This window comes from Huijunlia imazamoxiresistens, assembly GCF_037132455.1.
GTDB lineage: Bacteria > Bacteroidota > Bacteroidia > Chitinophagales > Chitinophagaceae > Flavisolibacter > Flavisolibacter imazamoxiresistens.
The window spans coordinates 173,960-195,583 of record NZ_JBBBEI010000002.1 but is presented as its reverse complement, the minus strand read 5'-3'; the positions used below and the strand labels follow the sequence as shown (position 1 = coordinate 195,583).

30 protein-coding genes are annotated in these 21,624 nt (G+C 52.4%); 3 read left to right on the top strand and 27 right to left on the bottom strand.

Going from position 1 to position 21,624, the window contains the following annotated elements:
- Positions 1-8 precede the first annotated feature (8 nt).
- The gene (locus tag V9K67_RS02700) at positions 9-740 is read left to right on the top strand and encodes a GIN domain-containing protein (protein WP_336719893.1); all 732 of its coding nucleotides are present in this window, start codon (positions 9-11) and stop codon (positions 738-740) included.
- On the opposite strand, the gene V9K67_RS02695 is transcribed toward V9K67_RS02700, so the two are convergent.
- The 24 genes from V9K67_RS02695 to rpsJ all read right to left on the bottom strand — a co-directional run bounded on the left by V9K67_RS02695 (position 725) and on the right by rpsJ (position 15,069).
- Positions 725-1,963, bottom strand: a complete 1,239-nt coding sequence (locus V9K67_RS02695; protein WP_336719892.1) for a BaiN/RdsA family NAD(P)/FAD-dependent oxidoreductase — start codon at positions 1,961-1,963, stop codon at positions 725-727. The two genes, V9K67_RS02700 and V9K67_RS02695, sit on opposite strands and share 16 nt — an antisense overlap.
- A 101-nt stretch (positions 1,964-2,064) precedes the next feature.
- Positions 2,065-2,865 (bottom strand): type I methionyl aminopeptidase, encoded by an 801-nt coding sequence (gene map, locus V9K67_RS02690; RefSeq protein WP_336719891.1) that lies wholly within the window; start codon positions 2,863-2,865, stop codon positions 2,065-2,067.
- A gap of 66 nt (positions 2,866-2,931) precedes the next feature.
- The gene (gene secY / locus V9K67_RS02685; RefSeq protein ID WP_336719890.1) at positions 2,932-4,278 is read right to left on the bottom strand and encodes a preprotein translocase subunit SecY; all 1,347 of its coding nucleotides are present in this window, start codon (positions 4,276-4,278) and stop codon (positions 2,932-2,934) included.
- A 68-nt stretch (positions 4,279-4,346) separates the two neighbouring features.
- The gene (gene rplO / locus V9K67_RS02680; RefSeq protein ID WP_336719888.1) at positions 4,347-4,796 is read right to left on the bottom strand and encodes a 50S ribosomal protein L15; all 450 of its coding nucleotides are present in this window, start codon (positions 4,794-4,796) and stop codon (positions 4,347-4,349) included.
- A 134-nt stretch (positions 4,797-4,930) separates the two neighbouring features.
- The gene (gene rpmD, locus V9K67_RS02675; RefSeq protein ID WP_336719887.1) at positions 4,931-5,113 is read right to left on the bottom strand and encodes a 50S ribosomal protein L30; all 183 of its coding nucleotides are present in this window, start codon (positions 5,111-5,113) and stop codon (positions 4,931-4,933) included.
- A gap of 47 nt (positions 5,114-5,160) precedes the next feature.
- Positions 5,161-5,679 (bottom strand): 30S ribosomal protein S5, encoded by a 519-nt coding sequence (rpsE, locus tag V9K67_RS02670; protein ID WP_336719886.1) that lies wholly within the window; start codon positions 5,677-5,679, stop codon positions 5,161-5,163.
- A gap of 49 nt (positions 5,680-5,728) precedes the next feature.
- Entirely contained in the window at positions 5,729-6,088 is a 360-nt protein-coding gene (gene rplR, locus V9K67_RS02665) for a 50S ribosomal protein L18 (protein ID WP_336719885.1), read from the bottom strand.
- Positions 6,089-6,236: 148 nt separating this feature from the next.
- A complete protein-coding gene (gene rplF / locus V9K67_RS02660; protein ID WP_336719883.1) occupies positions 6,237-6,791 on the bottom strand; it encodes a 50S ribosomal protein L6 in 555 nt (184 codons plus the stop codon).
- 103 nt (positions 6,792-6,894) lie between these two features.
- Positions 6,895-7,293 (bottom strand): 30S ribosomal protein S8, encoded by a 399-nt coding sequence (gene rpsH / locus V9K67_RS02655; protein ID WP_336719881.1) that lies wholly within the window; start codon positions 7,291-7,293, stop codon positions 6,895-6,897.
- A gap of 109 nt (positions 7,294-7,402) precedes the next feature.
- Positions 7,403-7,672, bottom strand: coding sequence for a 30S ribosomal protein S14 (gene rpsN / locus V9K67_RS02650; RefSeq protein ID WP_336719879.1), 270 nt, complete (start codon positions 7,670-7,672; stop codon positions 7,403-7,405).
- Positions 7,673-7,733: 61 nt separating this feature from the next.
- On the bottom strand, positions 7,734-8,300 hold the full coding sequence (rplE, locus tag V9K67_RS02645) for a 50S ribosomal protein L5 (RefSeq protein WP_336719878.1): 567 nt from the start codon (positions 8,298-8,300) through the stop codon (positions 7,734-7,736).
- Positions 8,300-8,632 (bottom strand): 50S ribosomal protein L24, encoded by a 333-nt coding sequence (gene rplX / locus V9K67_RS02640; protein WP_336719877.1) that lies wholly within the window; start codon positions 8,630-8,632, stop codon positions 8,300-8,302. Before rplX ends, rplE begins: the two co-directional genes overlap by 1 nt.
- 65 nt (positions 8,633-8,697) lie before the next feature.
- Positions 8,698-9,066, bottom strand: coding sequence for a 50S ribosomal protein L14 (gene rplN / locus V9K67_RS02635; RefSeq protein ID WP_336719876.1), 369 nt, complete (start codon positions 9,064-9,066; stop codon positions 8,698-8,700).
- Positions 9,067-9,178: 112 nt separating this feature from the next.
- Entirely contained in the window at positions 9,179-9,442 is a 264-nt protein-coding gene (gene rpsQ, locus V9K67_RS02630) for a 30S ribosomal protein S17 (protein WP_336719875.1), read from the bottom strand.
- Between the two features lie 106 nt (positions 9,443-9,548).
- Positions 9,549-9,758, bottom strand: a complete 210-nt coding sequence (gene rpmC, locus V9K67_RS02625) for a 50S ribosomal protein L29 (protein ID WP_336719874.1) — start codon at positions 9,756-9,758, stop codon at positions 9,549-9,551.
- An 82-nt stretch (positions 9,759-9,840) separates the two neighbouring features.
- On the bottom strand, positions 9,841-10,263 hold the full coding sequence (gene rplP, locus V9K67_RS02620) for a 50S ribosomal protein L16 (RefSeq protein ID WP_336719873.1): 423 nt from the start codon (positions 10,261-10,263) through the stop codon (positions 9,841-9,843).
- An 81-nt stretch (positions 10,264-10,344) separates the two neighbouring features.
- Entirely contained in the window at positions 10,345-11,130 is a 786-nt protein-coding gene (gene rpsC, locus V9K67_RS02615; protein ID WP_336719871.1) for a 30S ribosomal protein S3, read from the bottom strand.
- A gap of 30 nt (positions 11,131-11,160) precedes the next feature.
- Positions 11,161-11,499 (bottom strand): 50S ribosomal protein L22, encoded by a 339-nt coding sequence (rplV, locus tag V9K67_RS02610; protein ID WP_336719869.1) that lies wholly within the window; start codon positions 11,497-11,499, stop codon positions 11,161-11,163.
- A 79-nt stretch (positions 11,500-11,578) separates the two neighbouring features.
- A complete protein-coding gene (gene rpsS, locus V9K67_RS02605) occupies positions 11,579-11,848 on the bottom strand; it encodes a 30S ribosomal protein S19 (protein ID WP_336719867.1) in 270 nt (89 codons plus the stop codon).
- Between the two features lie 110 nt (positions 11,849-11,958).
- Entirely contained in the window at positions 11,959-12,798 is an 840-nt protein-coding gene (gene rplB / locus V9K67_RS02600; protein WP_336719865.1) for a 50S ribosomal protein L2, read from the bottom strand.
- 72 nt (positions 12,799-12,870) lie between these two features.
- Positions 12,871-13,170 (bottom strand): 50S ribosomal protein L23, encoded by a 300-nt coding sequence (gene rplW, locus V9K67_RS02595; protein ID WP_336719863.1) that lies wholly within the window; start codon positions 13,168-13,170, stop codon positions 12,871-12,873.
- 26 nt (positions 13,171-13,196) lie between these two features.
- Positions 13,197-13,835, bottom strand: coding sequence for a 50S ribosomal protein L4 (gene rplD / locus V9K67_RS02590; protein ID WP_336719861.1), 639 nt, complete (start codon positions 13,833-13,835; stop codon positions 13,197-13,199).
- A gap of 1 nt (position 13,836) precedes the next feature.
- Positions 13,837-14,454: a 50S ribosomal protein L3 gene (gene rplC / locus V9K67_RS02585; protein WP_336719860.1), complete on the bottom strand. Its 618-nt coding sequence runs from the start codon at positions 14,452-14,454 to the stop codon at positions 13,837-13,839.
- Positions 14,455-14,763: 309 nt separating this feature from the next.
- A complete protein-coding gene (rpsJ, locus tag V9K67_RS02580) occupies positions 14,764-15,069 on the bottom strand; it encodes a 30S ribosomal protein S10 (RefSeq protein WP_028787065.1) in 306 nt (101 codons plus the stop codon).
- 179 nt (positions 15,070-15,248) lie between these two features.
- On the opposite strand from rpsJ, the gene V9K67_RS02575 reads away from it, so the two are divergent.
- A complete protein-coding gene (locus tag V9K67_RS02575; protein WP_336719851.1) occupies positions 15,249-16,163 on the top strand; it encodes a lysylphosphatidylglycerol synthase transmembrane domain-containing protein in 915 nt (304 codons plus the stop codon).
- Positions 16,164-16,221: 58 nt separating this feature from the next.
- Here V9K67_RS02575 and V9K67_RS02570 read toward each other — a convergent pair whose 3' ends face one another.
- Together V9K67_RS02570 and fusA are read right to left on the bottom strand one after the other, a co-directional pair.
- Complete coding sequence (locus V9K67_RS02570) at positions 16,222-17,016, bottom strand: DUF4382 domain-containing protein (RefSeq protein WP_336719850.1); 795 nt, start codon at positions 17,014-17,016, stop codon at positions 16,222-16,224.
- A 148-nt stretch (positions 17,017-17,164) separates the two neighbouring features.
- On the bottom strand, positions 17,165-19,312 hold the full coding sequence (gene fusA / locus V9K67_RS02565) for an elongation factor G (protein WP_336719849.1): 2,148 nt from the start codon (positions 19,310-19,312) through the stop codon (positions 17,165-17,167).
- A gap of 322 nt (positions 19,313-19,634) precedes the next feature.
- On the opposite strand from fusA, the gene V9K67_RS02560 reads away from it, so the two are divergent.
- On the top strand, positions 19,635-20,768 hold the full coding sequence (locus V9K67_RS02560) for a hypothetical protein (protein WP_336719848.1): 1,134 nt from the start codon (positions 19,635-19,637) through the stop codon (positions 20,766-20,768).
- Positions 20,769-20,910: 142 nt separating this feature from the next.
- Here the strand turns inward: V9K67_RS02560 and rpsG are convergent, their stop codons facing one another.
- On the bottom strand, positions 20,911-21,378 hold the full coding sequence (gene rpsG / locus V9K67_RS02555) for a 30S ribosomal protein S7 (RefSeq protein WP_336719847.1): 468 nt from the start codon (positions 21,376-21,378) through the stop codon (positions 20,911-20,913).
- Positions 21,379-21,624: the final 246 nt, after the last annotated feature.

Sequence of the window (21,624 nt, the reverse complement as noted above, 5' to 3'; positions counted from 1 at the left end):
AGCGCATCATGAAAAGCACCCGCCTGCTATTGCTGTTGCTCCTGTCCCTTTCGGCCATCCACTGCCGGAAGAACGACTGCTTTTCCCATGCCGGCGACCGCATCAAGGTGCAGCGGCAAGTAGAAAGCTTTCACGAGATTGACCTCTACGACAACATCAACCTGTTGCTGACTCAGGACACGGTCGAAACCCTTTTCGTGGAAGCCGGCCGCAACCTGATGCCCAACATTACCACCACCGTGGAAAAAGGCGTGCTGGTGGTCCGCAATGCTACTTCCTGCAAGTGGCTGCGGGATCCCGGCGAAACCATTAATGTACACGCCAGCGTGAAAGCGCTGGACAAGCTCCTCTACAAAGGCACCGGCAACATTACCTCCACCAACGCCCTACGTGCGCCGCGCCTGGAAATTTCTTCGGACGAAGGAGCCGGCGACATCGAACTGTCTGTGAATACAGATGTGGTCATGGTGCTTATCCACAGCGAAAATGCGGGCATTACCCTTCATGGCGCCAGTGGCGCCTGCGGCGGCTATATCAACCCCCGGGGCCACCTCGATCTGAGCGACCTGGAAGTGGCGGACATGAACCTGACCTATGCAGGGGCGCGGAACACCACGGTAAATGTTTCCCATTCACTGTTTATGCGCATCCTACATACCGGCAATGTGTACTACAAAGGCCAACCGGGTAAGCTCACCGTTGAAACCTACAGCTCGGGCCGGCTTTATCCCTGGCCCTGACCTGCGGCAATACTGTTGGCGGCAATCCAGCCGGTGGTCCAGGCGTTCTGGAAATTGAAGCCGCCGGTGATGCCATCCACGTCGGCGATTTCCCCTGCGAAGTAGAGGCCGGGCACTTTCTTGCTCATCATGGTATGGACGTCGATCTCGCCCAGCACGATGCCCCCGGCGGTAACGAACTCTTCCTTGAACGTGGTCTTCCCCTTTACCTCCACGGTATAATCCACCAGGTTTTTCACCAGCGCATTGGCCGCCTTGGCCGGCAGGTCGGCCCAGCGAACGGCTTCGCCGATACCCGACTGCTCCAGCAAAAACTGCCACAGGCGGTTGGGGAGGGAAGTAAAATTGTGGGAAACGACTTTTTTGGCGGCTACCGAACTGCGGAACTCCTGCAACTGGGCCCGTACGCCCTGCTCGTTCTCTTCGGGCATCCAATTGAGGTGCACGGTGAACGTGTACTCTTTTTGAAACAGCTCACGGGCGCCCCAGGCACTCAGGCGCAGCACCGCCGGGCCGCTCAGTCCCCAATGGGTCACGAGCACGGGGCCCTGCTCGGCCAGCCTGGTGCCTTCGATCTTGATCCGGACGTCGGCAGCGCTGACGCCCATTAGTTTGGTAATGGGGTGCTGGGGCAGGTTAAAGGTAAACAGCGAGGGAACCGGCTCGGCGATGCTGTGCCCCAGCTGCCGCAGCCATTCAAACAGGGCCGCCTTGGGATAGCCGCCGCAGGCAATGCAAACCGCCTCGGCAGAGAGGGTTCGTCCGCCCGCCAGTTGCAGGGAGAAGGAACCGTTCTGCCCCTGTACTTCTTTCACCTCGGCATGCATCAGGATCTCCACGCCGTAGCGGTTGGCTTCCGCCATCAGGCAGTCGATCACCGACTGCGAGGAATCGGTAACGGGAAACATCCGGCCGTCGCTTTCCGTTTTCAGCTTCACCCCCCGGGCTTCGAACCACTCAATGGTATCGGTGGTAAAAAACTGGTGAAAGGCTTTTTTCACAAAGTTGGTTCCGCGGGGATAGCGGCGGCTCATCTCCACGGGGTCAAACAGGGCATGGGTCACATTGCAGCGACCTCCGCCCGACACCTTTACCTTCGACAGCAGCTTCCCGGTCTTTTCCACGATGGTCACCTTCAGGTTGCGGTCCAGGCGGGCGGCATTCACGGCGCAAAAAAACCCGGCCGCTCCCCCACCCACTACGATCAATCTTTTCCGGCTCATGCAGTAATCATTTATCTGTTAACAGCTCTAAAAGCAAAAGCCCTCGCTGGAGGGCTTTGACAGGAACAGGGTTCGGAACCCTTCCGGGACCTTCTCCCCTCTTAATAATTGCTATACAAATTCGGATTGGCCCTTTCGGCTTCCTCGATGGGTTGATAGTTCGAAAGAATGTCGGCCTTGCCCTTCATCACGCAGACGTCGTGCTCGAAGTGTACGGAAGGCTTGCCGTCACGGGTGCGTACCGTCCAGCCGTCGGGCTCGGTAAATACGTCCTTGGTACCCAGGTTGATCATGGGCTCGATGGCCAGCACCAGGCCTTCCTTCAGCTTGGGACCGCTGCCCCTTTTGCCGTAATTGGGCACCTGGGGGTCTTCGTGCATGCTGCGGCCCAGGCCGTGGCCCACCAGCTCGCGTACCACGCCATAGCCGTGCCGGCGCTCGGTATGCTCCTGGATGGCGAAGGCGATGTCGCCGATGCGGTTGCCCGAAACGGCTTTTTCGATGCCCTTGTACAGCGATTCCTTGGTGATCTTCACCAGTTGCTCCACCTCGGGGGCGGGCTGGCCCACCAGGAAGGTATAGGCATGGTCGCCGTGGAAACCATTTTTGAACACACCTACGTCAATGGAGATCAGGTCGCCCTCCTTCAGTTCGGAACCGTTGGGGAAACCGTGCACCACCACGTCGTTCACCGAAATGCAGGAACTAAAGGGGTAACCGTGGTAGTTGAGAAAGGAAGGGATCGCCTGGTGGTCGTGGATGAATTCGGCGATCATTTTATCAATGGAGAGTGTTGTAATTCCGGGTCTGAGGATCTTTGCCACTTCCGAGAGCGTCTTGCTGACCAGCAGGGCGCTCTCCCGCATCAATTCTATTTCTTTCGCGTTTTTATAATGAACCATAGCTTGTCTTTAATAATAAAACCTGGCAAGTATCCCTGCCAGGTTTTATCAATCATTATGAAAGGCTTACATAGCTTCGGTCAGCGTTTGCCGTCCCTGGATACGACCGCTCTTCATCAGGCCGTCGTACTGCCGCATGAGCAGCTGGGTTTCAATTTGCTGCAGGGTATCCAGGATCACGCCGACCATGATCAGCAGCGAGGTGCCGCCGAAGAAGGTGGAGAAGTTCTGGGTGACGCCCAGCAGCTTGGCAATGCCGGGAAGGATACCGATCAGCGCCAGCAGGATCGCGCCCGGGAGGGTGATGCGGTCCATGATGGTTCCGATGTAATCCACCGTAGGCTGGCCCGGTTTAACGCCCGGGATGAAGCCGTTGTTTTGTTTGAGGTTGTCGGCAATTTGCTTCGGGTTGAAGATCAGGGCAGTGTACAGGAATGTAAAGCCGATCACCACTACCGAGTAGATCACCATGTACCAAACGTTGGAGTGGTCGGTGAAGATGTTGTGCAAGCCCTGGCCGGCCTCGGACTGCCGTACGGCGGAGTTGAGGTTGAACAGGGTGGGCAGGAACATGATCGCCTGGGCGAAGATGATGGGCATCACCCCAGCGCTGTTGACCTTGATGGGCAGGAACTGGCGGGCGCCACCGAACTGGCGGTTACCCACGATCTGCTTGGCATAGTTTACCGGGATCTTGCGTACCCCTTGTACCAGCATGATACAACCCATGATGATACCAATGAGGATGGCGATCTCGATGATGAACACCAGGATCTGGCCGGTACGAACCGATTTATCGGTCAGTTCCTGCATGAACGACTGGGGCAGGCGGGCCAGGATACCGACCATGATGATCAGCGAGGTACCGTTGCCGAGACCTTTGTCGGTGATCTTCTCACCCAGCCACATCACGAACATGGTACCGGCAGTGAGGATCACCACGGTGGACAGCCAGAAGAAATCCTGGTAGGCCGGGTGGATGCCCCCGGTGCTGCGGGTCATTTCGATGAGGTACTTTACATAAGCAGAGCCTTGAACCAGCGTTACGCCCACCGTGAGGTAGCGGGTCCATTGGTTGATCTTTTTGCGGCCACTTTCACCTTCCTTCTGCATTTTCTGGAACTGGGGCACCAGGACCGTCATCAACTGCATAAAGATCGACGCCGAAATGTACGGCATGATCCCCAGCGCGAAGATGGACGCCTGTGAGAAGGCGCCACCGGCGAAGGTATCGATCAGGCCCAGAACCCCACCCTTGGCATTTTGTAAATTCAACCGGTTGGGGTCAATACCTGGCAGTACGATGTGCGTTCCCAGACGGTAGATAAAGATCAGAAGCAGAGTAAAAAGTATTTTACTACGTAATTCCTCTATGCTCCAGATGTTCTTGATAGTTTTTATTAGATTCTTCACAGAAGGTTACAGTTTTCGGTCCAAAAAAACAAAAAGACGCATTGCTGCGCCTTGCAATTTAACTAAAATTACTTTACAACTTCTACGGAACCGCCGGCTGCTTCGATAGCGCTTTTTGCCTTGGCGCTAACGGCATTCACCTTAAACGTAACCTTCGTGTTCAGCTCTCCGTCGCCCAGAACCTTTACGCGGTCGGTCTGGCTGATGAGGCCGTTAGTGTACAGGTTTTCCAGAGAAAACTCGGTAAAGCCATACTTCTCCACCAGTTGCTCGATCTGGCCCAGGTTGAAGACCTTGTATTCCACGCGGTTGAAGTTTTTGAAACCACGCTTGGGAACACGGCGCTGGATGGGCATCTGGCCACCTTCGTGGGCACGCTTGCTGGAATAACCGGCACGGCTCTGTCCGCCTTTGTTACCTTTTGTGGAGGTGCCACCTTTACCGGAAGCTTCACCACGACCTAAACGTTTCTCTTTGTGTACGGAACCTTGTGCAGGTTTTAAATTGTGTAATTTCATCTTGATTGATTTTAACTAACGGGGAATCTCCCCTCGCTTAAAAATTAAAAATATAAAATGGCAAATGTAAAATCTAAAATGAAAGGATGTAAGGATTTACATCATTCATTTTAAATTTTACATTTTCCTGTTACTTAGGCAACTTCCTCAACGGAAAGCAGGTGCCCCACGGCACGCACCATACCCAGAACCTGGGGAGTGGCTTCCACTTCCTTGGAAGAGTTCAGCTTGTTCAAACCCAGGGCCTTCACGGTCAGCTTCTGGCGTTCCGGACGGTCGATCGGGCTTTTAACTAAAGTGATTTTGATCTTTTTCATGCTATAAGAAGTTTGTGAAAGTCACTGGTCCTTGACCAATGCCTGTCTTATCCGTTAAATACCTTTTTCAGACCGATCCTTCTGGTGCGGGCAACGCTTACCGGCTCACGCAGCAAAGCCAAGGCTTTGAAGGTAGCTTTCACCACGTTGTGGGGATTGGCGGAACCCAGCGATTTGGCCAGTACGTCGGTAACACCGGCGCTTTCCAGCACCGCACGCATGGAACCTCCGGCGATTACACCGGTACCGTGGGCGGCGGGCTTGATCAGCACGATCGCAGCGCCTTCTTTGGCCAGCTGGTCGTGGGGAATGGTACCGTGCATGATGGGAACCTTGATCAGGTTCTTCTTGGCATCTTCGATACCTTTGGTGATGGCTTCCTGAACTTCTTTGGCTTTGCCCAGACCATGACCTACTACGCCATTTTCGTTTCCTACTACCACCAGGGCAGAGAAAGAGAACGTACGGCCACCTTTGGTGGTTTTAACTACGCGGTTAATAGCAACAACCTTTTCTTTTAACTCAAGGTCGCCTGCTTTTACTCTATTTAAATTAGCTTTTGCCATAAATTATTTGCGAAATACGATTTACGAATATGAATAGGTGAAAAGGGACTTAGAACTTCAGTCCGCCTTCTCTTGCGCCTTCGGCAACAGCCTTAACGCGGCCATGATACAGGTTACCACCACGGTCGAAAACTACAGTGGCCAGACCCAGCTCGGTAGCCTTGCGGGCGATGGCTTGTCCTACCAGCTTGCTCTTTTCGGTTTTGGTGCCGGTCTGAGCTTGGATGTCCTTTTCGCGGGAGGAAGCGGCTGCCAGGGTCACACCGTTTTCGTCATCGATCAATTGAGCGTAGATGTCGGTGTTGCTGCGGAATACCGATAAACGGGGCTTCTGAGCAGTACCTGCCACTTTCTTACGGATGGTATACCGTATTTTCTGCCTTCTTAAAGTTTTTGCGTTTGTTCTCATTGTTAACTCCTAGTTCGCCCGGAGGGCGGAGTGTTTATGATCCCTGATACTGCCAGGGATCGAATTAGAATAGAAACCTATTTTGCTTAAAGCGGAATTAGTCAAAAGGAACCAGAGTGCTCCGCTCCTTTTGACTAATCTTTTGAAATTACTTACCAGCAGCTTTACCAGCTTTCTTGCGCACCACTTCGCCTTTGTAGCGAACACCTTTGCCTTTGTAGGGCTCGGGCTTCCGCAGGCCGCGGATCTTGGCAGCCACCTGGCCGATCAGCTGGCGGTCGATGCCTTCCAGCGTGATTTCGGGGTTCTTACCTTTTTCCTGGGCGGTAGCCACAGTCAGTTCTTTGGGAACTTCGAAGATGATGTTGTGCGAGTAACCCAGGGCCAGGTCCAGGACGTTGCCCTGGTTGGCGGCCTTGAAACCTACACCGATCAGCTCGAGCTTGCGTACATAGCCTTCGGTTACGCCTTTCACCAGGTTGGCTACCAGGGCGCGGGACAGGCCGTGCAGGGCACGGTGACGGATCTGGTCGGTAGGACGGGTAAAGAGGATCTGGCCGTCTTTTACTTCCACGTTGATATCGCGGTCGATCGGCTGTTTCAGTTCGCCTTTGGGTCCTTTAACGGTAATAACATTGTCGTTGCCTACAGTTACGGTGACACCGGCGGGAACAGCAATCGGGGCTTTACCTATACGAGACATAGTAATTTATTTATTCGTTTTTTGGAGATGTTGCCGACCGGTCAGCCAGGATAGGTGCTGGCTTAATGTATCGGCAACGGATTCGTTTTTCTGCAATAATTTATTAGTAGATGTAGCAAAGAACTTCGCCACCTACATTTTGTGCCTTCGCTTCTTTATCGGTTAAAACACCTTTGGAAGTGGAAATGATAGCGATGCCCAGACCGTTTTTCACACGGCGGAACTCATCCGGCTTTGCGTACTGACGCAGGCCCGGACGGCTAACTCTTTCCAGGGATTGGATTGCAGGTTGTTTTGTTGCTGCATCGTATTTCAATGCGATCTTGATGAGACCTTGTTTGCTGTCCTCTTCAAATTTATACTTCAGGATATAGCCCTGGTTGTATAAAATCTCGGTCATGCGTTTTTTCAGGTTCGATGCAGGGATCTCCACGATGCGGTGACCTGCCATCTGAGCATTACGGATACGCGTCAAAAAATCTGCAATGGGATCTGTTACCATATTTTTGGCCCTCCTACGTCCCGCCTGGGCGGGATAATTGGAAAAGTTTAAATGTTTGAGTAGTTGTGTTTGTTGTTGGGTGTTTACCGTTTTATTCGATAAACGTTGCTTACCAGCTTGCTTTTTTCACGCCGGGGATCTTGCCGTTCAGGGCCATGTCGCGCAGGGCTACACGGGAGATACCGAAGTAGCGCACATAACCGCGGGGACGGCCGGAGAGCTGGCAACGGTTCTTCAGACGTACGGGAGAAGCGTTGCGGGGCAGTTCGTCCAGGGCTTTCCAGTCACCGGCAGCCTTCAGGGCTTCTCTTTTCTCGGCGAATTGGGCAACCAGTTTCTCTCTTTTACGCTGGCGGGCTTTTACTGATTCTTTAGCCATAGTAGTTGCTAGAATTTATATTTAAGAAGGCCTTCTTTCGAAGACACCGCTTAAACGGTGGTTACTTTTTAACGTTTTTAAAGGGCATACCCAGTTCTTTCAGCAGTTCGTAGGCTTCTTCGTCGGTACCGGCGGAAGTTACGAAGGAGATGTCCAGACCGGTGATCTTGTTCACCTTGTCGATGTCGATCTCCGGGAAGATGATCTGCTCGGTAACACCCATGGTGTAGTTGCCACGGCCGTCGAAAGACTTTTCGTTGATGCCTTTGAAGTCACGAACGCGGGGCAGGGCCACGGCGATCAGACGGTCCAGGAATTCATACATCTTTTCGCCACGCAGGGTGACACGGGCGCCGATGGGCATGTTTTTACGGAGCTTGAAGTTGGAGATGTCTTTTTTAGACATCGTTGCCACCGCTTTCTGGCCGCTGATGATGGTCAGCTCTTCCAGGGCGATGTCCACCAGCTTCTTGTCGGTTACCGCGCCGTTCACGCCACGGTTGATGGAGATCTTTTCCAGTTTGGGAACCTGCATGATGGATTTGTACTGGAACCGCTTCATCAGAGCGGGGATCACATCCTGCTGGTATTTGCCTTTCAGCCTCGGAGTATATGTTGCGTTTGCCATTACTTGATTGCCTCCCCGGATTTTTTAGATATACGAATGGTTTTGCCTTCCTGCTTTTGTTTTTTCACCTTGGTGGCTTGTGTGCCGTCCCACAGCATGATGTTGCTGATGTGGATGGGGGCTTCTTTTTTCACGATGCCGCCCTTGGTGTTGGTGGCGGAAGGTTTGGTGTGCTTGGTGATGATGTTGACACCTTCAACCACCACTTTGCCTTTTTCCACCAATACTTCTTTTACCAGGCGGGGCTTCTTTGCGTCTTTGTCATCGCCGGCGATAACAACCACCGTGTCGCCTTTCCTGATATTGTATTTTGGTTTGAATCTTGTTTTCATAACCATATCCGCTACGCGGACTGTTTTGTTTTTGTTATCGAATTAGATTAATCGCTTTGGACGACTTATAAAACTTCGGGGGCCAGAGAAATGATCTTCATGTAGCCTTTATCGCGAAGTTCCCGGGCAACGGGTCCGAAGATACGGGTACCGCGGGGTTCGTCGGCCGCATTCAGAATTACTACGGCATTGTCATCGAAGCGGATGTAAGAGCCATCTTTACGACGGAGCTTGTGGGTTGTACGTACGATTACCGCTTTGGCCACAGTACCTTTTTTGATACCGCCGGCGGGAATAGCATCTTTTACGGATACGACGATTTTGTCGCCTACACCTGCGTAACGCTGTCCGCTATTACCCAGTACACGGATACAAAGCACTTCTTTGGCACCGCTGTTATCCGCTACATTCAAACGGGATTCTTGCTGGATCATCTTGTTTCAGTTTGAAATTTGACAGTTGACATTTGAAATTTGAAGATGGAAATGATCCTTAAAGGGGCATTCAAATTCCAAATCCCAAATCCCAAATCAGAAATATGTTTACTTATTTAACTTTTTCGATCACCTCTACTAAGCGCCACCGTTTGGTTTTGCTCAAAGGGCGGGTTTCCATGATGCGGACAACGTCGCCGATGCTGCACTCGTCTTTCTCGTCGTGCGCATGGAACTTGGTGGTTTTCTTTACGAATTTTCCGTAGATGGGGTGCTTCACCTTACGTTCCACAGCAACGGTGATGGTTTTGGTCATCTTGTTGCTGGTTACCACACCAATTCTTGTTTTTCTTAAGTTTCTAGTTACTTCAGCCATTATTTTAAGCTTTGGGGCTATGAGCTTCGAGCTGCGTGCTTTAAGCCGATAGCATTTCTAACAATTTTTATAAGAGGCCCCGGCAGGGCCCGTAGCTCAAGGCGAATTAAGCGCTTAACTGCTTTTTCTTTAATTCGGTTTTCAGACGTGCCAGTTCCCGGCGGAGGTTACGAATGCTCATCGGGTTTTCCAGCGGGGTCAGGGCGTGGGCGAATTCCAGCTTCTTCAGACGCAGTTCGTCTTCGCTGATGCGGGCGGTAAGGTCTTCCGCGCTCAAAGCCTGGATGCTTTTTTTGAAATCTACTGACTTGGACATTTTATTTAATTTGACGATTCGACAATGGGAAATTACAATACCTTTTGCCGGCCGAGGGGTTAAAATCGGCCAGCAGGCCTCATTAAGCGGTGATCAGGTCGCGACGCTTAACGAATTTGCAGTTGATAGGTAATTTTCCTGCGGCCAGTTCCAAAGCGCCTTTGGCCACTTCTTCCGTAACGCCGTCAATTTCAAAAATGATGCGGCCGGGTTGCACCACGGCAGCCCAGTACTCCAGGTTACCTTTACCCTTACCCATACGTACCTCTGCAGGCTTGTTGGTGATGGGCTTATCGGGGAAAATGCGGATCCAAACGTTACCTTCCCGTTTCATGTGGCGGGTAAGGGCCTGACGGGCGGCTTCGATCTGACGGTCGGTGATCCAATGGCTATCCAAAGCTTTCAGAGCATAGGAACCGAAGGAAATGGTGGTTCCTCTTTTAGCGTCGCCTTTCATGCGACCCTTCTGCACCTTTCTGTGCTTTGTTCTTTTCGGCTGTAACATGATAAGTTTATTGTTTTTGGCGGGTCATTTCCGGTTTCCCTTCCATGCCGGCCAGGATGGTTGAATGATTGCTGTTTTCGATTATTGGTGCTGACCTCTGCCGCCACGGCCACGGCCGAAATCACGGCCACCTTCCCGGCGGTCTCTTCTGTCGCCACCACCTTCTCTGCGGTCGCCGCGACGGTCGCTTACGCCGCCCTTGGCATCACCGATCAGGTTGGGGTTCAGGTCGCGCTTGGCCAGTACTTCACCTTTACAGATCCATACTTTGATACCGATCTTACCGTAAACGGTCAGGGCGAATACGTTGGCGTAGTCGATGTCCATACGGAAGGTATGCAGGGGCGTACGGCCTTGCTTGATTTCTTCGGTACGGGCGATCTCGGCGCCGCCCAGACGGCCGCTCACCTTGATCTTGATCCCTTCGGCGCCCATACGCAGTGCGGAGGCGATGGCCATTTTAATGGCGCGCTTGTAGTTGATGCGGTTTTCAATCTGGCGGGCGATGGTGTCGCCTACGATGTTGGCATCCAGTTCGGGGCGGCGGATCTCCAGGATGTTGATCTGCACATCGTCCTTGCCGGTAAGCTTCTTCAGCTCTTCCTTGATACGGTCTACTTCGTTACCGCCTTTACCGATGATGATACCAGGCTTGGAAGTATGTATGGTGATGATTAATTTACCCAGGGTTCTTTCAATAACGATCTTTGAAATACCACCTTTGTTGATCCGGGCATTCAGGTATGTGCGGATTTTGTTGTCCTCGATCAGTTTGGGAGCAAAATCTTTTTTGCTGCCATACCAGTTCGATTCCCATCCCCTGATGATCCCTAACCTGTTACCAATAGGATTTGCTTTCTGACCCATGTTTATTGGTTATACTTTATAAGTTTTTTATTAAGGTTTTGCGTCCACAATTACGGTTACGTGATTGCTTCTTTTGCGTACACGGTAACCACGGCCCTGGGGGGCGGGGCGCATACGTTTCAGGGTTTTGGCGCCGTCTACGAACACGGTCTTAACAAACAGCTGGCCTTCGTCGCCGCCTTCGTTCTTCTGTTTCCAGTTGCTGATGGCGCTCAGCACCAGTTTACGCATCGGCACGGCAGGGTGCTTGGGGTTGTGCTCCAGAACAGCCAGTGCCTTTTCTACTTGCATACCACGGATCAAATCGGCCAGTAAGCGCATCTTGCGTGGTGATGTAGGATAATTATTCAGTTTAGCTACTGCTTCCATTGTATTATGTTTCTTGTTTTTGGCTTTTGGCTTTCGGTTTATTTAGCGATAAACGCTCAACCTTTTGCCATCAACACTCTTAACCTTTTTTGCTTGAATGTCCTTTGAAGTTGCGGGTAGGTGCAAATTCACCTAATTTATGACCCACCATGAACTCTGTCACATAAACGGGGATGAACTTGTTCCCGTTGTGCACAGCGAAGGTGTGGCCTACAAAGTCAGGTGTAATGGTTGAACGGCGGCTCCATGTTTTAATCACACCTTTTTTGTTTTTACCCTCGTTGATAGCAACCACTTTGTCTTCCAGGTGAGCTGCTACATAAGGACCTTTTTTAATCGAACGAGCCATTGATATTTACGATTTACGATTTACAATTAAGATTCTAAGAGCTAAAAGAGGAGAAAGAGTAAAAGAGTAAACTGCTCTTTACCTCTTTTCCCTCTTTATCTCTTATCAATTTATTTAGCCAGTTTCTTTCCGTTCTTGCGCTGGATAATCAGCTTGTCGCTGCCTTTACCCTTGGTGCGGGTCTTCAGACCGCGGGAGTACTTACCGGTTCTGCTGCGAGGCTGACCACCGGAAGCCTTACCTTCACCACCACCCATCGGGTGATCGACAGGGTTCATGGCGACACCACGGTTACGGGGCTTGATGCCTTTCCAACGGTTGCGGCCGGCCTTACCTTTCGATTCCAGGCTGTGGTCGCTGTTGGAGGCCACACCCACGGTAGCGTAGCAGTTGATGAGTACTTTGCGCAGCTCGCCGCTCGGCATTTTCAGCACGGCGTATTTTTCTTCCTTGCTGGAAAGCTGGGCGGAAGCACCGGCGGAGCGGGCGATCTTGCCACCCTGTCCCGGCTGCATTTCGATGTTGTGCACCACGGTACCCAGGGGCATGTTCTTCAGCTGCAGGGCATTTCCCAGTTCGGGAGCTACCGCGTCGCCGCTGATGATTTTGGCGCCCACCTGCAGACCCTGGGGGGCGATGATGTAGCGCTTTTCGCCATCCACATAGTGCAGCAGGGCAATGAACGCCGAACGGTTCGGATCGTATTCAATGGTCGCTACAGTAGCGGGGATCTCTTTCTTGTCGCGTTTGAAATCGATGATACGGTACATGTTCTTGTTACCGCCGCCGATGTAACGCATGGAACGGCGACCGGACGAGTTACGTCCACCGCTTCCTTTGTTGAATTCAACCAACGACTTCTCGGGAACATTGGTGGTAACTTCTGCGTATGCATTACCGATTCTCCAACGAGTACCGGCTGTAATCGGTTTGTATTTCTTTAATGCCATATAATTTTCAAGACTTTTCGGTTCTTGCAACCATATTTTTAAAAAGCTTCCTTACTTCCGGGGAATCAAGGATTAAATGTTGGTGTACAGGTCGATGGTTTCGCCTTCGGCTACCGTTACCAGGGCTTTTTTGTAAGCAGCCTTCTGGCCTTTTACAAAACCTTTCTTGGTGTAGCGGGTTTTGTTTTTGCCGGGGATCACCGAAGTGTTCACGTCGATGATGTTCACGCCGTAGAAAGCTTCAACAGCCTTTTTGATTTCCAGCTTGTTGGCAGTACGGGCTACCTTGAAAGCGTAGCGGCGCAGTTTTTCCTGCTGGGCGTTGGCTTTCTCGGTTAAAATGGGCTTTATCAATACTTCAGAGAGTTTCATCTGAATCAGCTTTTAAAAGGTTATCATTAAGCGGCTACTTCAGCCTCGTCACTTGCAAAAATCTTTGCGGCGCTTTCGGTCAACACCAGCACTTCGCTGTTCACGATGTCGTAGGTATTGATATCGCTCAGGATCACGCCCAGTACGTTGGGTACGTTGCGGATGCTGCGGTACACGTTGGTATTTTGCTCGGGAGTGATGAAGAGGGTTTTCTTGGCGGCCACGTCTACGGCGCTGAGGATACCCACGATGGTCTTGGTCTTGGGGGCGTCCAGGGTGATGTCTTCCACGATCACGATGGCGTTTTCTTTCGCCTTGTACGACAGGGCGGAGATTTTCGCCAGGTCCTTCACCTTACGGTTCAGTTTAATGTGGTAGGTGTGGGGTTTGGGGCCGAAGATGGTACCACCACCTTTGTACAGGGGGTTGCGGATGTTGCCCTTACGGGAGCCGCCGGTACCTTTTTGACGGTGCAGCTTGCGGCTGGCACCTTTCACTTCCGCACGGGTTTTCACCTTGTGCGTTCCCTGACGCTGGGCAGCCAAGTATTGCTTAACAGCCAGGTAAATGGCGTGGTCGTTCGGCTCAATGCCGAAGATTTCTTCAGGAAGCTCAACAGTTCTACCTGTTTTTTGTCCTTGTATGTTTACTACTTCTACTTGCATGTTACTTCTGGATTAAAACGATTGAACCATTGTGGCCCGGAACAGAACCACTTACCAAAATGTAGTTTTTCTCAGGGAAGATCTTAACGACCTTAAGGCCCTTCACCTTCACGCGATCGGTACCCATACGACCGGCCATGCGCATTCCTTTGAATACACGGCTGGGGTAAGAGGAACCGCCCACGGAACCGGGGGCCCTTTGACGGTCGTGCTGACCGTGAGAAGCTTCGCCTACACCGGAAAAGCCATGGCGTTTCACAACACCCTGGAAGCCTTTTCCTTTAGAGGTGCCTACTACTTCCACTTTCTCGCCTTCAGCGAAAATGTCTACGGAAATAGTGTCACCAAGGGCTTTCTCCTCGGAATAATTTCTGAATTCTTTGACGAATTTTTTGGCGGCTGTATTGGCCTTAGCGAAGTGATTTTTCTCTGCGAGAGTGGTACGGCTTTCTTTCTTGTCGCCGAATGCTACCTGGATGGCAGTGTAGCCATCTGTCTCCTGTGTTTTGACCTGTGTTACAACACAGGGACCAGCTTCGATAATGGTGCAGGCAACTTGCTTTCCGCCCGCATCGAAGATGCTGGTCATCCCGATTTTTTTACCAATGATTCCTTTCATTTTCTTACGGTTTTTCCCCGCAAGGTTGTACAAGACATTCCCGCACAGGGGCGGGACTTCAATCCTGGTTCATCGCCGACCTTTTCCCGAGGCGCCCCGTCCGGCCCTTGCGGCTGGACGAGACTGGGGAAGTACCGGCGACAAACAAACCTCGAAGGGCTTGTTTATATGTAACCCCAGCTTTTAAATTGGCTGAGGATTTTTAAAACTCAGAGCTCTTTTCTTGACCCGGCAACGTACCGGGCAATTGAGAGATGACGAAAAATTGAAAAAACCTTCATTCACTTCCACGATCGTGGCAGGGAATCATCAGGCTTTGATTTCCACTTCCACGCCAGAGGGCAGATCCAGCTTCGACAGCGCATCTACAGTTCTGGAAGAAGAGGTGTAAATGTCCAGCAAACGCTTGTGCGTTGCCAACTGAAATTGTTCACGGCTTTTCTTGTTAACGTGCGGTGAACGCAATACGGTAAAGATCTTTTTACGCGTGGGCAGAGGAATAGGACCTGTTACAACTGCACCTGTGCTGCGTACAGTCTTTACAATTTTCTCGGCCGATTTATCCACCAGGTTGTGGTCGTAAGACTGCAATTTTATTCTGATTCTCTGTGACATAAGAGCTAATCCACTTTTTCGAATGGGAGTGCAAAGGTATGGGGATGATCACGATTCTGCAAAGTTTTCGGGGTCTTTTTTCATCAGAATCTTTAAGAAGGTGTTAAAACTATTTTAAAGGCCGCTTCCTTGGGGTCCGCTGCCTTACCTTGGGGGTTTTAGCCCCGCTTCTTCCTGCCATGTCCGCCATTCCCGATACGCCCCCCTCCCCCGTCAGGAAAGCCCTGACGCTGTTTCTGAAGATCGCCGTCACCCTCCTCTGCTTTTGGTACATGTCCACCAAGATCGACTTCCAGCATACCTTCCACGCCCTGCTGAAGGCCAACTGGTGGCTGCTGGCCGGCGCCGTGCTGTTGTACACCCTTTCCAAGGTCGTTTCTTCCTTCCGCCTCAATATCTACCTGCGCAACATCAACCTCCGGCTGCCCGAATGGGAAAACCTCAAGCTCTACTGGCTGGGGATGTTTTACAACCTCTTCCTGCCCGGTTCGATCGGCGGCGACGCCTACAAGGTGATCCTGCTGAACCGGAAGCGGCAGGCGCCCCTGAAAAAGACCTCTTCGGCCGTATTACTCGACCGCTTCAGCGGCCTGCTGGGCCTCGGCGCCATTCTGGCGATTTATGGCGTCATCGTGCTCGATAATGCGCTTGTCGATACCTTTCTGATTGCCGGCTCCCTGCTGGCCGTGGGCGCCTTTTACGGGGGCATCCGCTTTTTCTTCAAAGACTTTCTGCCGGGCTTCTTCCCCACCCTGTTCTGGGGCCTTGTGGTACAGGGCATCCAGGTGGGCTGTGTGTACCTGATCCTGGCCAGCCTGGGCCTGCCCCTGCAGCCGCAATGGCTGTTTATTTTCCTGCTGGCCTCGGTAGTGGCCGTGTTCCCTGTATCCATGGGCGGCGGCCTGGGTACCCGCGAGCTGGTATTTGCCGAAGGCGCTAAATATTTCCACCTGGCCCCCGAGCTGGGCGTTACCATTAGCCTGCTGTTTTTCCTGTGCAACCTGCTCAGCTGTGTCTGGGGCGCCTGGTTCGTCTTTAACGATCCCCTGAAAACTACCCAGCCTGTCACTGTTGTTACCTCTGAAGAGGCCTAATAAAGAAAAAGCCGTTCCGGGAACGGAACGGCCTGAAATTATGAGGAATTGCTAATGCCTATTTTACTAACGTCACGGTATCCACGGTGGTGATGGTATTCACCTGGATGCCTACGCTATTTTTCACAGCCTTCTTATAAGCGGTGTCTGTGGGCAGGAAGTGGAAGTCGTAGGTACCTGCTCCGAGGCCTTTCAGCGTATAGCCACCATTGTTCGTATAGGTGCTGGCAACGGTATCCGATCCCTTGATCACCAGGACGGCGGTGGGGAAGGTAGCAGGCTTTACATAGCCTTTTACGCTGCCACCGATGGCTTCCAGGACGGTGCGGATGGTCGGCTTCAGCATATACTTCTTATTGCCGGTTTCTTTTACCGATTTGGCCACGTCGAAGTCCAGCAGCACTTTATAAAGAATGCCTTCCTTGATTTCCTGGTGGATGTTCAGCTTAAGGCCGGATTGCTGGGCGCTGGGGGTTTCCATCTTGATCATCTGGCCGTTCACCTTTACATAGTTCTCGGTGCCCAGAATCAGGCGGATCTGCTCTACCCTGCCGGTGTTCAGTTCGGCATCCGCCAGCAGCGTATCCTTGTCATTGGTAAGGGTCAGCAGGTTGTAGGTGGTCTTTTTCACCCCCGGCAGGCTTTGCCAGCCGTTGGTGGAATCGGTGGTATAGTTGATGCGGATGTCCTGCACGTCGATATAAACGCCTTCGTAATCGCCCGGATCGTCTGTCAGGTATACCTGCAGGCGGGGTTTCTCGGTGCCGGTGCTGGAAGCATCCTTTTTCGAACAGGCAAACAGGAACAAAGCCAAAACAGTCATAAAAACTGCGCTGAAACGTCTGGTGGTCATAGATCAGTTAAATTTTACTGCTGAGTTAGCAAGTTTGGTGCCACGCTAACGGAAGGACGGTGCTTTATGGATAATTTCCGGGAGGTGCTGCACGAAAAAGCCCTCCCGCTGAAGCGGGAGGGCTTTTGATCTATTGGAAAAAGTTGCCTTAGGAAGCGCTTACTTTCCCCTTGCTCTTGGCGATCACTTCTTCAGCGATGTTGTTCGGAGCGGGGGCGTAGTGCGAGAACTCCATGGTAGAGGAGGCACGGCCGGAAGACAGCGAGCGCAGCTGGGTTACATAACCGAACATTTCGCTCAGCGGAACCTTGGCTTTGATCACCTGGGCGCCGGCACGGGTGTCCATACCTTCCATCATACCACGACGACGGTTCAGGTCACCGGTTACATCACCCATGTATTGGTCGGGGGTGATTACTTCTACCTTCATGATGGGCTCCAGCAGCACCGGCTTGGCTTTGCGGGCGGCCTCCCGGAAACCTTGCTTGGCGCAAAGCTCGAAGGACATGGAGTCGGAGTCAACCGCGTGGAAGCTACCGTCGTATACGCGGATCTTCAGGTTGTCTACGGGGTAAGAAGCCAGCACACCTGTGGTCATGGCCGATTGGAAACCTTTCTGGATAGCCGGAACGAATTCGCGGGGGATAGAACCACCGAAGATGTCGTTCACGAACTGGTAGTTCTCATCCGGGTTCTTCTCTTTGAACTCGGCGTCGATGGGACCCAGTTCGAAGATGATGTCGGCGAACTTACCGCGACCACCCGACTGCTTCTTCAGCACTTCGCGGTGTTCTACAGTGTTCTGGAAGGCTTCTTTATAAGCTACCTGGGGAGCGCCCTGGTTTACTTCTACTTTGAATTCGCGGCGCATCCGGTCGATGATGATCTCGAGGTGCAGCTCACCCATACCGCTCAGGATGGTTTGGCCGGTCTCTTCGTCGGTGCGTACACGCAGCGTGGGATCTTCTTCTACCAGCTTGGCGATGGCCATACCCATTTTATCCACGTCGGCCTGCGTCTTGGGCTCAACGGCTACGGAGATCACCGGCTCGGGAATGAACATGTTTTCCAGAACGATGGGGTGGTTTTCGTCGCAAAGGGTATCACCGGTTTTGATTTCCTTGAAACCAACGGCGGCACCGATATCACCGGCTTCGATGAAGTCGATGGGGTTTTGCTTGTTGGCGAACATTTTCATGATCCGGGAGATCCGCTCTTTCTTGCCGCTGCGTACGTTCAGCACGTAGGAACCGGCATCCAGGTGACCGGAATAAGCCCGGAAGAAGGCCAGACGACCTACGAAAGGATCGGTCATGATCTTGAAGGCCAGGGCCGCGAAGGGTTCTTTTGCATCGGGCTTGCGCACCAGTTCTTCGCCGGTGTTGGGATCGGTACCTACGATGGCGTCGATGTCCACGGGAGAAGGCAGGTAACGGCAAACGGCATCCAGGGCAGTCTGCACGCCTTTGTTTTTGAAGGAGGAACCGCACATCATCGGCACAATGCTCAGGTCGATGGTGGCTTTACGGATGGCTTCGTGTACTTCGGCTTCAGAGATAGAGGACGGATCGTCGAAGAATTTCTCCAGCAGCTTGTCGTCGTATTCGGCAACGGCTTCGATCAGCTGGGCTCTCCAGTATTCCACGTCTTCTTTCATATCCTCGGGCACGGGGATGTTGTCGAAGGTCATGCCTTCGGTTTCCATGTGCCATACAATCCCTTTCATGGTGATCAGGTCCACCACGCCTTTGAAATCGTCTTCAGCACCGATGGGCAGCTGCAGGGGAACGGCTTTGGCACCCAGCATGTCGCGCACCTGGTTGACCACCATCAGGAAGTCGGCACCCTGGCGGTCCATTTTGTTGACGAAACCGATACGGGGAACGCGGTAGCGGTTGGCCTGGCGCCAAACGGTTTCGGATTGGGGTTCCACGCCATCAACGGCAGAGAACAGGGCGATCAGACCGTCCAGTACGCGCATGGAACGCTCCACCTCTACGGTAAAGTCCACGTGGCCCGGAGTATCAATGATGTTGAAATAATATTTTTTGGTATTGGCATCAGCCGTTCCTTTTACGGTAGGAAAGTTCCACTGGCAGCTTACGGCGGCAGAAGTAATGGTGATACCTCTTTCTTTTTCCTGCTCCATCCAGTCTGTGGTGGCAGCACCTTCGTGTACTTCACCTATTTTGTGGATCATACCCGTGTAGCGCAAAATACGCTCGGTAGTGGTGGTTTTGCCGGCATCGATGTGGGCGGCGATACCAAAGTTGCGTTGAAATCTCAAGTCTGCCATGATGATTGAATTGATATAGTTTGTTTTTTTTGCCGTGATCCGGAAGGGTTTTCCTCACCTTTCTATTCCCCGGTTGCTCAACCGCATTCCAATTCACGAAAACGAGTTCGCAAAGGTAAGGAAATAGAAAGCATTTTTTTTCGGCATTTATTGTTTGTTTGTTAAATGCCATGGGGGTTTTGGGCTATTTCATACTAATTTTTATTGACAATGTGTATAACTGTGTTCGCATAGTTTTTGTAAATGGTGTTAACGTTGTAATTTTCATACACAAAAGTAACCCTTACTTCAAAACCCATTAATTCACAAAAAACCCATTAAAATGGCAAAATCAGTTAAAAAGGCTGCCGTCAAAAAAGCTGCCCCCAAAGGTGCTGCCGGCACCAAGGCGGCGAAAGGAGCTGTAAAAGGAGCTGCAAAAGCCGCTAAAAGCGCCCCCAAGGCCGCTGCGAAAAGCGCCGGCCGTGCAACCGGCGTGAAAGCCGCCAAAGGCGCGAAGGCCGCAGCCCCGAAAGGCGCTTCCAAAGGAGCCGTGAAAGGCGCCATCAAGGGAGCCGCCAAAGGAGCCATCAAAAGTGCTGGTAAAGCCGCCAAAGGCAAGGCCGTGGCCGCTAAAGCCGCCACCAAAAGCGCCGGAGGCCGTGGAGGCGTTACCAAGACCGCAGCCCGCGGCGGAGCCAAAGGCATCGGTACCGCTAAAAGCACCGGCCGCGGTGCCGCCGCTCCTGCCAGGGGCGCCGCCAAGGCCGCTCCGAAAAAAGCCGTGAAAGGCGCCGCCAAAAGTGCCGTGAAAGGGGCTGTAAAAGGAGCCAATAAAGGCGCCGTCAAGGGTGCCGCCAAGAGTGCCGTTAAAGGTGCGGTGAAAGGTGCCGCTAAAAGCGCTGTGAAAGGTGCGGTAAAAGGTGCCCATAAGGGTGCCGTGAAAGCTGCGGTGAAAGGCGCTTCCAAAGGCGCGATCAAAGGAGCCGCCCCTAAAGCCGCCAAAGGCATCAAAGGCGCTGCCAAGGCCGCCAAAAGCCCCTTAAAAGGCGTCAAGGCCGCCAAGTCCGCTACCAAGGGCGTTAAGGCCGCCGCCGTTAAGAGCGCCGCCCCTACCAAGACCACGACCAAGGGCATCGCCCCGGGCCGTGCCGGCAACGCCGCCAAGGGTGGCGTGAAGAGCGCCGCCCCGGTAAAATCGGCCGCTAAGAGCGCCGGCATCAAAGGCCGCGCCGCCGCTGCTCCCGGGAAGGTGAAATCCGCTTCCAAAAGAGGCCGCGCCAAATCCGAAGAAACGAAATCAGCCCTGGAATCGACGCCCCTGCTGGAAGGAACGGACAGCACTACCGGGAACGAAACCCCGGAGAACGCTCCCTCCCCTGTCGACCATTTCCCTGAAACCGGCGCTGCCGGCGAAAGCGAAAAAGGTGAAGACACATCGGGCCCCGCTTCCGGCGAAGACGAGGATAACGATTAAGACCACTGCCCCCGCAGTATCCATAAAAAAACCATCCTGTGCTGCAGGATGGTTTTTTTTATGAACAGGCTTTAGTTCGCCCGGGCATAAAAAAATCCCACCGGTAAGTGGGATTTCTTTATACTGAATTGTCAACAAAAAGTTACACCTTAAAGTGAGCAAACGCCTTGTTGGCCTCGGCCATACGGTGGGTATCTTCTTTCTTTTTGAAAGCGGCACCTTCACCTTTGCTGGCGGCAACGATTTCGTTGGCCAGCTTGTCGGCCATGCTGCGACCATTGCGCTCGCGGCTGTAACGGATCAGCCACTTCATGCTCAGGGAGATTTTACGGTCGGGACGTACTTCCGAAGGGATCTGGAAGGTAGCGCCACCGATACGACGGCTGCGTACTTCTACGGCAGGCGTTACGTTCGACAGGGCTTTTTTCCAAATTTCATAACCGTCTTCGCCGGTTGTCTTCGCTACTCTTTCCAGAGCGTTGTAGAAAATATCATAGGCAATGCTTTTCTTACCCTGCCACATGATATTGTTCACAAAACGGGTCACCAGCTTATCGTTAAAACGAGGGTCTGGAGCCAGCGGGAGTTTTTTTGCTTGTGATTTCCTCATTGTATCACTGAATTTATATCCGCAGCGGAAAAGATCTTAACGGAATGGACCGGCAGGGAACCACCGGGGCCTTCCTGCAAAACCTTCTCTTGCGGCGCTTATTTTTGTTTACTTATTAAGTGGCCGGCCCTGTGTATAAAGGAATATTATACCCGGGGGCGAGACCTTATCTTATTTTTTACCTTTAGCGGGAGCGCCTTTAGCACCCGGCTTTTCTTTCTTCGTACCGTATTTGGAGCGGCTCTT